General features: G+C 46.2%; 12 protein-coding genes and 2 other annotated features. Of the genes, 11 read left to right on the top strand and 1 reads right to left on the bottom strand.

What is annotated here, in order from left to right:
• Window positions 1-240: 240 nt before the first annotated feature.
• Window positions 241-1791 (bottom strand): hypothetical protein, encoded by a 1551-nt coding sequence (locus tag AS034_RS03390; protein WP_058297543.1) that lies wholly within the window; start codon window positions 1789-1791, stop codon window positions 241-243.
• 150 nt (window positions 1792-1941) lie between these two features.
• Between AS034_RS03390 and AS034_RS03385 the strand changes: the two genes are divergently transcribed.
• From AS034_RS03385 to trpA, 11 genes are all read left to right on the top strand, one after another.
• Entirely contained in the window at window positions 1942-2688 is a 747-nt protein-coding gene (locus tag AS034_RS03385) for a YwaF family protein (RefSeq protein ID WP_058297542.1), read from the top strand.
• A gap of 258 nt (window positions 2689-2946) precedes the next feature.
• On the top strand, window positions 2947-3225 hold the full coding sequence (locus tag AS034_RS03380; protein ID WP_058297541.1) for a YhdT family protein: 279 nt from the start codon (window positions 2947-2949) through the stop codon (window positions 3223-3225).
• Entirely contained in the window at window positions 3218-4648 is a 1431-nt protein-coding gene (gene panF / locus AS034_RS03375) for a sodium/pantothenate symporter (RefSeq protein WP_058297540.1), read from the top strand. The genes AS034_RS03380 and panF overlap by 8 nt, the downstream gene beginning before the upstream one ends.
• 129 nt (window positions 4649-4777) lie before the next feature.
• A complete protein-coding gene (locus AS034_RS03370) occupies window positions 4778-5638 on the top strand; it encodes a GNAT family N-acetyltransferase (RefSeq protein ID WP_058297539.1) in 861 nt (286 codons plus the stop codon).
• 266 nt (window positions 5639-5904) lie between these two features.
• Window positions 5905-6155: a binding site (T-box leader), on the top strand.
• A 44-nt stretch (window positions 6156-6199) separates the two neighbouring features.
• Window positions 6200-6452, top strand: a binding site (T-box leader).
• Between the two features lie 180 nt (window positions 6453-6632).
• Complete coding sequence (gene trpE, locus AS034_RS03360; RefSeq protein ID WP_244888124.1) at window positions 6633-8018, top strand: anthranilate synthase component I; 1386 nt, start codon at window positions 6633-6635, stop codon at window positions 8016-8018.
• Window positions 8015-8626 carry an anthranilate synthase component II gene (locus AS034_RS03355; protein WP_058297536.1) on the top strand — a complete coding sequence of 204 codons (612 nt, stop codon included), beginning with the start codon at window positions 8015-8017 and terminating at the stop codon, window positions 8624-8626. Before trpE ends, AS034_RS03355 begins: the two co-directional genes overlap by 4 nt.
• Window positions 8598-9623 (top strand): anthranilate phosphoribosyltransferase, encoded by a 1026-nt coding sequence (trpD, locus tag AS034_RS03350; RefSeq protein WP_058297535.1) that lies wholly within the window; start codon window positions 8598-8600, stop codon window positions 9621-9623. The genes AS034_RS03355 and trpD overlap by 29 nt, the downstream gene beginning before the upstream one ends.
• Window positions 9624-10415, top strand: a complete 792-nt coding sequence (trpC, locus tag AS034_RS22925; RefSeq protein WP_058297534.1) for an indole-3-glycerol phosphate synthase TrpC — start codon at window positions 9624-9626, stop codon at window positions 10413-10415.
• Window positions 10412-11047, top strand: a complete 636-nt coding sequence (locus tag AS034_RS22920; protein WP_058297533.1) for a phosphoribosylanthranilate isomerase — start codon at window positions 10412-10414, stop codon at window positions 11045-11047. The genes trpC and AS034_RS22920 overlap by 4 nt, the downstream gene beginning before the upstream one ends.
• The gene (gene trpB / locus AS034_RS03335; RefSeq protein WP_032088065.1) at window positions 11044-12246 is read left to right on the top strand and encodes a tryptophan synthase subunit beta; all 1203 of its coding nucleotides are present in this window, start codon (window positions 11044-11046) and stop codon (window positions 12244-12246) included. The genes AS034_RS22920 and trpB overlap by 4 nt, the downstream gene beginning before the upstream one ends.
• Window positions 12239-13033, top strand: coding sequence for a tryptophan synthase subunit alpha (gene trpA / locus AS034_RS03330; RefSeq protein ID WP_058297532.1), 795 nt, complete (start codon window positions 12239-12241; stop codon window positions 13031-13033). Before trpB ends, trpA begins: the two co-directional genes overlap by 8 nt.
• Window positions 13034-13088: the final 55 nt, after the last annotated feature.

The following is a 13088-nucleotide window of genomic DNA, read 5'->3' as shown; positions in this document are numbered from 1 at the left end:
AAGGCGTTCTATGCCTTCGTGGTCGGTTTGACTTATGACATGTGCCTCTAAGCCCTGCAGCTAGACAAGTGAGACCCCGCAGGACCTTTAGCTCCGAGGAGGCTCACGGGCTACCCGCGGAAAGCGAAGTCTTGCACGGAAATCATTAGCGTTGTTTAGAGTCCACTCTATATTGTTCGTCTTTAGACATGGGATATTAAGTTATGTCCCAGCCTCTTAAATTTTTATTGCAGCGATTAATCAAAATAAATTGAAGACATATGGACCGAACGAAGAGACATAGAGAAGGATATATACCCCCATGAAATAAAAGACTCCACCGAACGTACCCCAGTCAGGATTTCGTCCAAACTTCCAAATAAGAGCGGTCAACAGACTGATGACCGTGACACCTACATATCCGCTCCCGGTAAAGGTGAGGTATTCCGGGGCTGCAAAATAAAAATATCCATTCAATGCCTTGCCCATGAATGTAAGGGGCATGATCAAAAAGATCAGGATAGAAGCATATTCGACCCAGTTAATGCCGTCTTTTTCAAAGATGTTGGGCTTGATCATATATAAAACGATCAACAGGAACAAAGATGGCAGCACCCAATAGAAGGAAATCAGGATCGTTATGACACTGCTGAAAATCATCATTACAGTGTTATTCACAGCCTCCTTAACACTCCTTTTATTCAGTTCGACGCTTGCCGAAATCATTGTCGGGTCTTTAGATGCACCGAATAATTCATACGTATCCCCGCCGTAATCCAGCCAGGCAATGCTGTTCGAGTTTAACTGGAAAGGCAGGTAAGAATAATGTTTGGTGGTGCCGATTGTTTTTGCATCAAGTTGTGATTCATCTTCTAGGGGAGCCAGGTATACACGTACCGAGTTTTGATCGCTGGCTTTGTGGCCTTCTGAAGTGAATAACACAGAGGGCTTGCCTTCAATGGTCACCAATTTAGCAGATCGGGGTCCTTGAAGCTTCTCTCCGGAATCAACGTTTAAAAATGAAAGGGTTTCAGGTTTGAGTGTCTTTGTTCCAATTTCCTGAAGTGGGGATTGCAGCTTTAATATCTTGTAACTTAAAGCACCCTGAGCCCTCATCTGTTCATTGTAAAGGATGGTCATCTTGTCATCCTTCACCCCATAGGTCAAACCGTCAATGTGTTGATTAGTCGAGATTTTGACCGATGCAAAAGGATCCCCTACTATTTGTTCGTTTTCATCCATATACTGTAGAACAGCATTCGCATCATTTTGATGAACCTGTACAATCGCGCTGCCATTATCCCCTTGATAAATCTCCATTATATCTTTTGGGAACGTGTGTATCTTGTTATAGGATAAATCAGCTGTATTCAATGAAAAAAGCTCATTCTTACTCCAATAATATACCCGTTCCTTTCCAGTGCTAATGCCGTCCACTTCTTGCGTGATGACGGTATCTTTATTATTTTCAGTTGCAACCAGACGGTCTGATTTCTTTTGGATGAAGACGGATCCATCAGTCCAGAAAGGATTTCCCCTTGTAATTTTTGTATTCACTGCAGAATCTTCCTGGAGATTCAGTTGTTCATCGAATTTCAGCCCATGTACTTTTCCGTTGTCAGTCAGGAAAAGGGTATCATCATTGAAGAATGCCTGCGGGCGTTCTTCAGAAGTGAAACCAAGCGGTACCGAACGGCTCCAATCAGGCTGAGGCTGTTTCTTGACCTCCAGTAACTGGTGGATAAATAGCGCACCAATCAGCAGAAGCATGATTAATAAAGGTACACCGAATGACTTTAGTTTTTCTTTCACCAAAATCCCCCTCAATCTTTCTCTATCTATATTTTTATTTCAATTTAGAATTTTACCACAATTCCTTTCTGTTGACACCAAATATTTCCTTCCAGTGATCCGACGTGATTTAAAAATTCATGACTTTATGGAAAGCAGGGAGTGGTTCTTATGTTTTCACCGGATAAGATGATGGACTTTCAACTATTTTCACTCACACATGTATTGACGCTGCTGCTGTTTTTCCTGTCAGCCGCGGGCTTGGTAAGATGGTACGGAAAGAGCAGGAATAGTAAATGGATCGGAACTGTCTTGTTATGTATATTATGTGCTTCAGAAATCAGTTATCAAATATGGTCGCTCGTCACCGGGAACTGGACAATTCAGTCCACACTGCCTCTTCATCTCTGCAGTATCAGCACGTTTGTCGGCATCTACCTTTACTTCAAACGGGACAGCAAAATCTTCTATCTATTTCTTTATATTGGTTTTATCCCTCCCATTCTTGCACTCATCACTCCCGATAATCCATATTCTTTCCCGCACTATCGATATATCAAATACTTCCTTCATCATATGGCCATTCCTTTAATGGTGCTGTTTTTGTTTTATCACGATCATTATCAGGTGAGGAAATCATCAATCTTTTTTGGACTGGGACTGCTCAACTGTCTGGCCGTCCCTATATTCATCCTGAACAAAGTCAGCGGATCGAACTATTTCTTCCTGGCAGGCCCGCCTGAAGGAACAACTCCGCTGTTATGGTTCGGGGATGACGCCGTATATATTATCAATCTGGAAATCGCCGCTGTAATCGTCTTTACGGTCAATTATCTATTATTCAAGAGACTGGGGGGGATAAGGGGGAATGAAAAAGATTCATCACTTATGGTTAATGAACGGAATCAAGAAAAATAAATGAATATTTTGTGTTGACAAAGAAGTTGATAAGAATTACAATGATATTGAAAATCATTCTCAATTAAAAACACAAGAGTTTCCCCCTCTTTCTTTTATATTGGAGAATGGTTCATGATTACCCCCCTTTAATAAATTGCAAAAAGACAATCCCGGAGTGCAGAATCCGGGATTGTCTTTTTTTATTGCAATTCACTTTGCCCTGTCGTAAATTGTAAATGGATGCGTATGCCTTAATCATAAAGGAGTGAAAAGAGAGTGAGTGAAAAAGAAGACAAAAGATTTCATATCGCTCATCGTGAAGCAATAATCGGTATTGTCCTGGCAGTGATAAATTTTCTATGGTGGTTTGGCTTTGCGTTTGGACTCGGGGGCGGCCCCGTTTCTGAATATGATTGGATTTTGGGAATGCCCGCATGGTTTTTTTACAGCTGTGTAGCTGGTTTTCTGCTTATGGTGCTGCTGGTGATTTTCGTTGTCAGATATATGCTCACAGATATTCCTTTTGATGATGAAGAGGAGGAATATCATGAATAGCATGGCCATATTGCCAATGATCTTATTTTTAGTCATTATTTTTATTGTGGGAGTTTATTCCTCAAGAAACATACGAAAGGCAGATTCCTTCGTTCAGGATTATTTCCTGGGCAGCAGGCAGCTTGGCGGTTTCATCCTCGCCATGACCATGATTGCAACGTATGGAAGCGCAAGCAGTTTCATAGGCGGCCCCGGGGCTGCTTACTCATACGGTTTATCCTGGGTACTTCTTGCGATGTCCCAAGTGGTCACCGGATATTTCGTCCTGCTTGTCCTCGGAAAAAAGTTTGCCATCATGTCACGCAAATATAACGCTGTGACCCTGGTGGATTATTTGCAAGGACGTTATCAAAGCCATTACATAACGATTCTTTCCGCTCTCGCCATCATCATTTTCCTGTTCTCTGCGATGATTGCCCAATGGGTCGGGGGAGCGAGATTGATCGAATCGTTGACGGGTCTGTCTTATAAGAGTGCCTTGTTCCTCTTTGCCGCTTCCGTATTGATTTATGTCATCGTCGGCGGCTTCAGGGCTGTGGCTGTGACAGATGCAATTCAGGGAGTCGTCATGCTAGTGGGAACGATCATCCTGTTGATTGCGACGATCATTGCAGGCGGGGGAATGGAAAACATCATGATGGATCTGAAGGCGGAAAATCCTAACCTGCTGACTCCAAATGGAGCGAATGGCGAGCTGAGTGCAAGATATATATCATCATTTTGGATCCTGGTCGGAGTCGGGGTTGTCGGTCTTCCGCAAGTGGCTGTCAGGGCGATGAGTTATAAGAATTCCCGCTCTATGCACCGTGCCCTCGTAATCGGGACAATCGTAGTCGGGACTATCATGCTCGGTATGCACCTGATCGGGGTGCTGGCACGTGCGGTGATGCCCGGGGTGGAAGTGGCCGACAAAGTCATGCCGCTGCTTGCCCTGGAAGTACTTCCTCCGTGGCTTGCCGGCATCGTCCTCGCGGCTCCGATGGCTGCGATCATGTCCACCGTAGACTCGCTTCTTCTGATTGTCTCTTCAGCCATCGTAAAAGATGTATACATGAATTTCATCAATAAGGATGCGGATGAAAAAAAGGTGAAAAGGATGAGCTTGACGGTTACGTCGCTAATCGGGATTGCCGTGTTCCTAATGGCATTGAGCCCGCCAGAATTGATCATCTGGCTGAATTTATTCTCATTCGGGGGGCTGGAAGCCGTATTCATCTGGCCGATCGTCCTCGGGCTGTACTGGAAGACAGGAAATGCCTATGGAGCACTTGCTTCCATGCTTTCAGGGATGATTTCCTATATCCTGTTCCACAGCTTCCTGCCCAACTACCTGGACATGAACACAGTCGTCATCCCGATCCTGATATCGTTCATCGTCTACGTATCAGTATCATTGATGACGAAACAAAAACGTATTCAATGAGTACTTCCGGACAGTCTTTCAAAGGCTGTCCATTTTTTTAGGTCTTGAACGGAACTAAAAAAGCGATGTTCCTGAGAATAAAAGGAATTTCAGATAGTAAAAGAGAATTTTAAAAGAGGGGTGAGGAAATTGACATTGAAACTGACAAAATATAAGGATATCAATGAGTTTTACAAAAGAGTCTATCCGTTTCTGATAAAAAAGGAAGCTGAAAATAATCTGCCGCTTGGACTGTTGAACAGTATAAAATCGGGGAGCAGATACAATAACCCGCTTCTTGTGAGCGCAGAGAATGAAGACGGCAGTATAAAAGGAGCCTTCATTATGACACCGCCGCACAACCTGGTGTCTGTACTCCAAATAAATGACAATGAATACAGCACCATTGCACAAGAGCTGAATACACTGCTCAGTGAAGAAGGAATCGAGGTACCCGGGTTCGTCTCTGAAAAAGTTTCTGCAGAAAAACTTACGCAGGCCTGGTGCAATTTGAAAGGCTGCGAGCATGAGATCGGCATGGATCAGCGCATTTATAAACTGGATCATGTCAATGAAATCGAGATCCCTGAAGGAAAATTGATACAGCCTGATGAAAGGCATCTTACACTCCTTTCTGATTGGATCAAATGTTTCACTGTAGAAACCGGAGTGCGTCCCCTCACCGAAAGTGAGGCACTCGAACGTGCTGAAGATATGATTGCAAATGAAAACTATCTGTACTTTTGGGAAACTGACGGAAAACCTGTTTCCATGGCAAGGGGCGGACGATGGACGGACAACGGTATAACCGTAAATTTTGTCTACACACCAAAGCCCTTCAGGAAAAAAGGATATGCCTCCGCAGTCGTAGCAGGCTTAAGCAGCAAACTGCTGGAGGAGTATAAATTCTGTACCCTCTACACAGACCTGGAGAATCCAACTTCCAACAAAATTTACATGGATATTGGATACGTTCCAGTCTGTGATTCATTAATGGTGAATATTAAATAAAGTTTGCACTCTATTTGTCTTGTTTTTATAATTAATTCTGGAAATATCCAGCGGTTGATTGGAGTGCAAGACGCAGACTCCTGCGGGAAGAGTAGCTAATGTGAGACCCCGCAGGAACGCAGTGACGAGGAGGCTCACGGGCTGCCCGCGGAAAGCGGAGTCTTGCACGGAAATCATAAGCGGAATTAAGAAGCTGAACAAAATTAGATTTTTTTGTTGACATCCGGTGTAAAACAAATTAGTATAATAAACAATAATTCAATGAGCGAACGGCTTCGACGAAGAGGAGTACCTTTTGCAGACACTGAAGAGAGCTGGTGGGTGGTGTGAACCAGTGTGGATGCGTCAGGGAATGGACTTCCGAGCCTCCAAACCGAAATCCTTTAGGGAGAGTAGGCTTTGGCGAATGTCTTATCGTTACAAAAGACACGCATTCAAGCCGGCCGGCTTCGATGCGGATGAGTGGACTGCGAGAAGCAGTCAACAAAGGTGGCACCACGGGTATCCCGTCCTTTTTATAAGGATAGGGATGCCCTTTTTTTATTTCAAAAAACTTAATCGTGAAAATCGAAGAATAAGAGTAGTAAGCTTAAGTGAAGCTTTACAGAGAGCCCGGGAAAGGTGAGACCCTGGCAGGATAGCTTAAGATGAATGGACTTATGAGAGATGACTTGAACAATGCAGTAGGGTCATACGGGTTTCCTCCGTTATAAGGATAGAATATCGGGTTTTCATGACCCCGTATTCGAAAAGAAGAGGGAGTAAGTTTCTTACTCCAACCTGAGGTGGCACCGCGGTCAGCATCGTCCTCTATAAGCACAATACTATTGTGCTTATAGGGGACTTTTTTATTTGTCCAGCTTCAGCGCCTGGACCCTCGAGACGTTTAGGTCTGCCCGTTGAAGTCAAAGGTCGACTTCACCGGTCAGTCCAGAAGCGTTTGTCGGGGCTGAACAAGGAGCTTACTCTTTTATTTTGAATGGAGGAATGGCAAGTGAACCAGCAGAGAGAAATACATTATGCAGCGAAGGAATTGAACGGCGACTTGTATACACCGATTTCGCTTTTTCAATCATTGAAGGGATCCAAGAAATTTCTGCTTGAGAGCTCCCTGAAGCATGAACAGTCAGGCAGATATTCCTTCGTTGGTTGTGATCCCTATCTTGAATGTAAAGCGGCCGGAAGCCGGGTGGAGATCTTAAAACACCGAACAGGAGAAAGGGAAGAGAGGGAAGGCGATCCGATTAAAATCATCCAGGATTTGATTCCGCATGTTGAGCAAATGGACATTGACCTCCCGTTCACCGGGGGAGCGGTCGGATATCTAGGATATGATGTGATCCGCCAATACGAAAAGATCGGATCCGTTCCAGAGGATGAACTGGATATGCCCGATATCCATCTGATGTTTTATGAAAAGGTCATCGTGTTTGATCATGCAGAGCAGAAAATGGTTGTGGTGGTTCAGGATGAGTCCAAAGAGAAGCTTGAGGAGAAGTTGACTCAAGTGGAGAAGGAAATAACGAATGTCTTTCTTGAGGTCCACAGTGTCGAGCTAAACGGGCTGACATTTGAATCCCAGATTTCAGAAGAGGACTATATCCAGCAAGTGAAATCAGCGAAGGAACATATCAGGAAGGGAGACATCTTCCAGGTCGTCCTTTCCCAGAGGATGCGTGCCGCATTTAAGGGGGATTCCTTCACTTTTTACCGGCGCCTGCGACAGTCCAATCCTTCTCCCTATATGTTTTATATCGATTTTGGGGATTATGTCGTCCTTGGGGCTTCGCCTGAAAGCCTGGTCAAGGTCCAGGGCAAGAAGATCACGACAAACCCGATTGCAGGCACAAGGAGGCGGGGGACGAATGACGATGAAGACCTTCGTTTGGAGCATGAATTGTCTGCGGATGAAAAAGAACTAGCGGAGCACAGGATGCTGGTCGACCTGGGGAGGAACGACTTGGGAAAAGTGTGCGAGGGGGGATCCATCATGCTCACGAAGTATATGCTGGTCGAGCGTTACAAGTATGTGATGCACCTTGTATCGGAAGTAAAAGGGATTCTGAAAGATGGCATCACACCTCTGGAAGCACTCGTAAGCTGTCTGCCCGCAGGGACGGTGAGCGGAGCACCAAAAATCAGGGCAATGCAAATCATCAATGAGCTCGAAGGCAGGAAAAGAGGGGTGTATTCAGGAGCGATCGGCTATCTCGGAGTCAACGGAAACCTGGACTTCGCACTGGCCATCAGGACGCTCGTTTTGAAGGATCACACAGCTTATGTCCAGGCAGGTGCAGGCATTGTATATGACTCAGACCCCAAAAGTGAATACGAGGAAACGATGAATAAAGCAAAATCTTTATTGGAGGTGGGAAAATGATCCTGCTCATCGACAACTACGATTCCTTCACATATAACCTGTATCAATATTTACTGGAGCTGGGTGAGGATGTCCTGATAAAAAGAAACGATGAAATCACCTTAGAGGGAATACAGGAATTAAAGCCGGAGGGAATCATCTTATCTCCAGGACCCGGAACACCTGTAGATGCGGGCATCTGCATAGAAATTATACAGAATCTTCACGCTAGTGCGCCGATTCTCGGGGTATGTCTGGGTCATCAGGCAATAGCTGCTGCATTCGGCGCGAAAGTGGTGATTGCAGAAAGGATCATGCATGGAAAGACATCACTGATCAGACATGAAGGTGATGGGGTGTTCCAATATCTGTCCCAGCCGCTCACCGTGATGAGGTACCACTCGCTGGTCGTCGAAAAGGAATCCCTTCCGCAGCAGTTCCAGGTCACCGCATCCTCTATGGATGACAATCAGATCATGGCGATCAAGCACAGACGATATCCGCTGTTCGGTGTTCAATTTCATCCGGAATCAATCGGCACCGAGACAGGGAAAAAAATACTCAGTAACTTTTTAGAAGAGATGAGAAAGGGGAATAACCGTGAAAGAGTTTCTGCAAAAGCTATCTAACGGACATTCTTTAGAAAAAGATGAGATGAGAAGAGCAGCACACCAGCTATTCAATGAGGAAACGACTGATAGTCAGATTGCATGTTTCCTGACACTCCTGAAAATGAAAGGTGAATCGGTTGAAGAAATCACCGGGCTTGTCGAAGTGCTGAGAGAAAAAGCACTGCCAGTTAAAAGCAGCATGAGCGGCGTCCTTGATAACTGCGGGACGGGAGGGGACGGTTCCCACAGCTTCAATATCAGCACGACGAGCGCGTTTGTGCTGGCCGGGGCAGGGATTAAGGTTGCCAAACATGGAAACAGGAGCATTTCAAGCAGAACCGGAAGTGCAGATGTGCTTGAGCATTTAGGAATATCCCTGGATTTTAGGGCGGATGAGATCAATGATCTCCTATCTGAATGCAATATTGCGTTTCTTTACGCCCCTCACATCCATTCCGGGCTTAAGAGGATCATGAAGGTGAGAAAAGAACTGAAAATACCGACCATCTTCAATTTGATCGGCCCGTTGACGAACCCTGTGGAGCTGGAGACTCAATTGATCGGGGTGTACAGGAGAGATCGACTGGAGACGATGGCAAGGGTTCTCCATGAACTTGGCAGAAGGAGGGCGGTCGTACTGAACGGAGCGGACTACATGGATGAAGCTTCCCTTGCAGGTGAGAATCATCTTGTCCTCCTTGAAAATGGCAGGATCACGTCCTTTACGCTGACAGCTGAAGATGTTGGCATGCCTCATTATCCGAACAGCATGATCAAGGGAGCGGGATCTTCCGAGAATGCCGCCATCCTTCGCGATGTACTGGAAGGAAAAGAAGGGGCCCATCTGGATACCGTGGTATTCAATGCGGGGATTGCGCTTTTTGCCCACGGCAGTGTGTCAAGTGTTGCCGAGGGAGTCAAAGCGGCACGGGACAGCATTGCCTCAGGTAAAGCTATAAATGCCCTTCAGGCCCTCGTGGAGTACAGTCAATCGAAAAGGAAGCAGGTGATCTAAGTGGCTGACATACTTGAGAGAATAATAGAAAAGAAAGCGGAAGAAATCAAAAGCCTTAAACAATCAGGATATAAACGGTATGAAAACGCGGATAATCCTCATGTTAACAAGTTATATGATGCATTGCTTAAGGCTGAAAAGCTTGGGGTGATAGCGGAAATTAAGCGTGCATCGCCTTCGAAGGGGGATATAAGGACAGAGGTGGATCCCCCCGTGCAGGCAAAAGAATATGAAAGGGCCGGAGCGGCTGCCATTTCGGTCTTGACCGACACCCTTTTCTTTAAGGGGCAAATGGAAGACCTGGCAAGGGTCAGGGAGGAAGTATCGATTCCGATCCTCTGTAAGGATTTCATTCTTGATCCCATCCAGATTGACCGCGCAAAGGACGCGGGTGCAACTATCATCCTCCTGATTGTGGCAGCCCTTGAACGCCCTATTCTTCGGTCGCTTTTCCACTACGCCGAAAGTCAGGGGCTCGAAGTACTCGTGGAAGTTCATGATGAGGAAGAAATGAAGACTGCACTCGATCTCGGTGCAAAAATCATAGGAATTAACAACCGAAATCTTAAGACATTCGAAGTCAGCCTTGATGTGACGGAAAGGCTGGCTGGAATGATTCACAATGAGGAGGTTGTGCTGATCAGCGAAAGCGGGATCCGGCATGACGAGGATTGTATCCGGGCTGCTAACGCTGGCGCACATGGCGTACTCGTAGGAGAAACGTTAATGAGAAGTGATGATACAGGCAGAGTGCTGGCTTCCCTGCAGGTGAAAAAGGGGGAAGGACGATGACAAAAGTCAAAGTGTGCGGCATCCGGGAACGGGAGGAAGCAAAATGGGCTGCAGACGCAGGCGCCGATGCCGTCGGATTCGTATTTGCCGAAAGTAAACGGAGGGTGACGCTCGAGAAGGCTGCTGACATAGCAGATTCACTTCCGAAGGATATTCTGAAGATCGGGGTCTTCGTCAATGCTTCTGAGAGCGAACTTCAATATGCGATGGATGTGGTGAAGCTCGATTATGTCCAGCTGCACGGGGATGAAACACCGGAATTTTGCAGGGAGCTTACCATTCCATTTATTAAAGCCATCTCAATCAGGGAAAAAAGCGATCTGCAAGCCTTGCAGAGATACGGCAGCGGACTTCTTTTGGTGGACAGCGGAAAGGGACCATTCAGGGGAGGAAATGGTACCACTTTCGACTGGGAATATCTATCAGACTATGAATCCCTAAAGGATAACATTATCCTTGCCGGCGGTTTAAAGAAAGAGAATGTCACGGAAGCAATCAAGAAAACGGAACCATATATGGTGGATGTTTCGAGCGGTGTGGAACGGAACGGCAGAAAAGACTGCAAAATGATCAAAGCATTCATTGAAGAAGTAAAATCATTCCAAAAAGAAGAAAGCGGGGAATATTCATGACTTACGCACAACCGGATCAAAAAGGATCATTCGGTCAATTCGGCGGGAGATATGTACCTGAAACATTGATGACAGCAGTAAAAGAGTTGGAGACGGCATATGAGGAGGCATCCCAGGATGAAGCGTTCCAAAAGAAACTTCAATATTATTTAAAGGATTATGTCGGCAGGGAAAATCCGCTCTATTTTGCAGAAAACTTAACAAACCGGTTAGGCGGGGCAAAACTGTACCTGAAAAGGGAGGACCTCAATCATACCGGTGCCCATAAAATCAATAACACGATTGGGCAGGCGCTGCTTGCAGAACGGATGGGTAAAAGAAAAATCGTCGCGGAAACCGGCGCAGGGCAGCACGGTGTAGCGACTGCCACGGTCTGTGCGTTAATGAACCTTGAATGTGTGATTTTCATGGGCGAAGAGGACATCAGGCGGCAGAAATTGAATGTATTCCGCATGGAGCTGCTAGGGGCGAAGGTGGTCAGTGTCACGTCAGGAAGCGCAACTCTGAAGGATGCAGTGAATGAAGCTCTCCGCTACTGGGTGGCGAACGTGGAGGACACCCATTACATCATCGGTTCGGTCCTCGGTCCGCACCCATTCCCGAAAATGGTCAGAGATTTTCAAAGTGTGATTGGGAAGGAAACAAAGGAGCAATTTTTCAAGGTAGAACATTCACTTCCAGACGCCATCGTTGCATGCGTAGGAGGAGGGAGCAATGCAGCCGGGATGTTCCATCCGTTCATCGAAGATCAGGGTGTGGATCTTTACGGGGTTGAAGCTGCAGGATCAGGTCTCGAGACAGATAAACATGCGGCTACCCTTACGCTTGGGACCCCAGGTATTTTGCATGGAAGTCTGATGTATCTCCTTCAGGATGGGGATGGCCAGATCCAGGAAGCGCACTCCGTTTCAGCGGGGCTTGATTATCCTGGTGTGGGACCTGAACATAGTTACCTGAAAGAAATCGAGCGGGTAAAGTATACATCTATCACAGATCAGGAAGCACTCGAAGCATTCCAATTACTGTCCCAGACCGAAGGAATCATCCCGGCCCTTGAAAGCTCTCATGCAGTTGCCTACGCTGTCAAATTGGCAGGGATGATGGAACGGGATGAGTCAGTCGTCATTTGCCTATCTGGCCGGGGAGACAAGGATGTAGAACAAGTGAAGGAAATGTTAGGAGGTCATCTGAATGGGTAAGGTGTTTTTAGAACAGACATTCCAATATGAACTGGATAAAGGGAACAAACTCTTCGTCCCTTATATTATGGCTGGAGACGGGGGAATCGAGAGTTTCATAGAGACGTTGAAGCGCCTGGAAGAAGCCGGGGCTTCTGCAATTGAAGTTGGGATTCCTTTTTCGGACCCTGTGGCTGACGGTCCTACGATTCAGAAAGCGGGTAATAGGGCCCTGGAACATGGTGTGAATCTGCAACAGGTACTGGATGAACTCGTTACTAGAAGAGAAGAAATCGGGGTACCACTAGTGTTCATGAGCTACATCAATCCCATTTTCAAATATGGCATTGATCGTTTCTTCCTTCAATGTGAAGAAGCCGGTGTCGACGGGCTTATCATTCCGGACCTTCCCGCAGAGCACAGGGACCTGGTTTCTTCCCCGGCCGAGGAACATGGCATCGCTATCATCCAGCTCGCTACGCTGACGAGTTCTGAAAAAAGGATCCGGGAGCTTGCCGGACTATCGGAAGGATTTTTATATGCCGTAACGATTAACGGTACGACCGGTGCAAGAAACGAAGTCAATCAGAACATCGGAAAGCATCTGCAAGTATTAAAACGGCATAGTAAGGTGCCTGTGCTCGCCGGCTTCGGCATCTCGACACCTGACCATGTGAGGGAGATGACCCGTAACTGCGACGGTGTCATTGTGGGGAGCAGGGTCATTGACCTTCTTCAGGAGAATAAGCTTGATGAAATAAAAGAATTGATCGATGCTGTGAAAGAGAACCCTCTGTTGAAAAAATAATCATAATGTAAGTACTTCCGCGGCATTAAAGATGCGATGATGGGACAAAAGTGAT

It is taken from the genome of [Bacillus] enclensis (assembly GCF_001456935.1).
Taxonomy (GTDB): Bacteria; Bacillota; Bacilli; order Bacillales; family Bacillaceae_B; genus Rossellomorea; species Rossellomorea enclensis.
The sequence above is the reverse complement of the archived record's forward strand: the minus strand, read 5'-3'. Positions and strand labels throughout refer to the sequence as shown.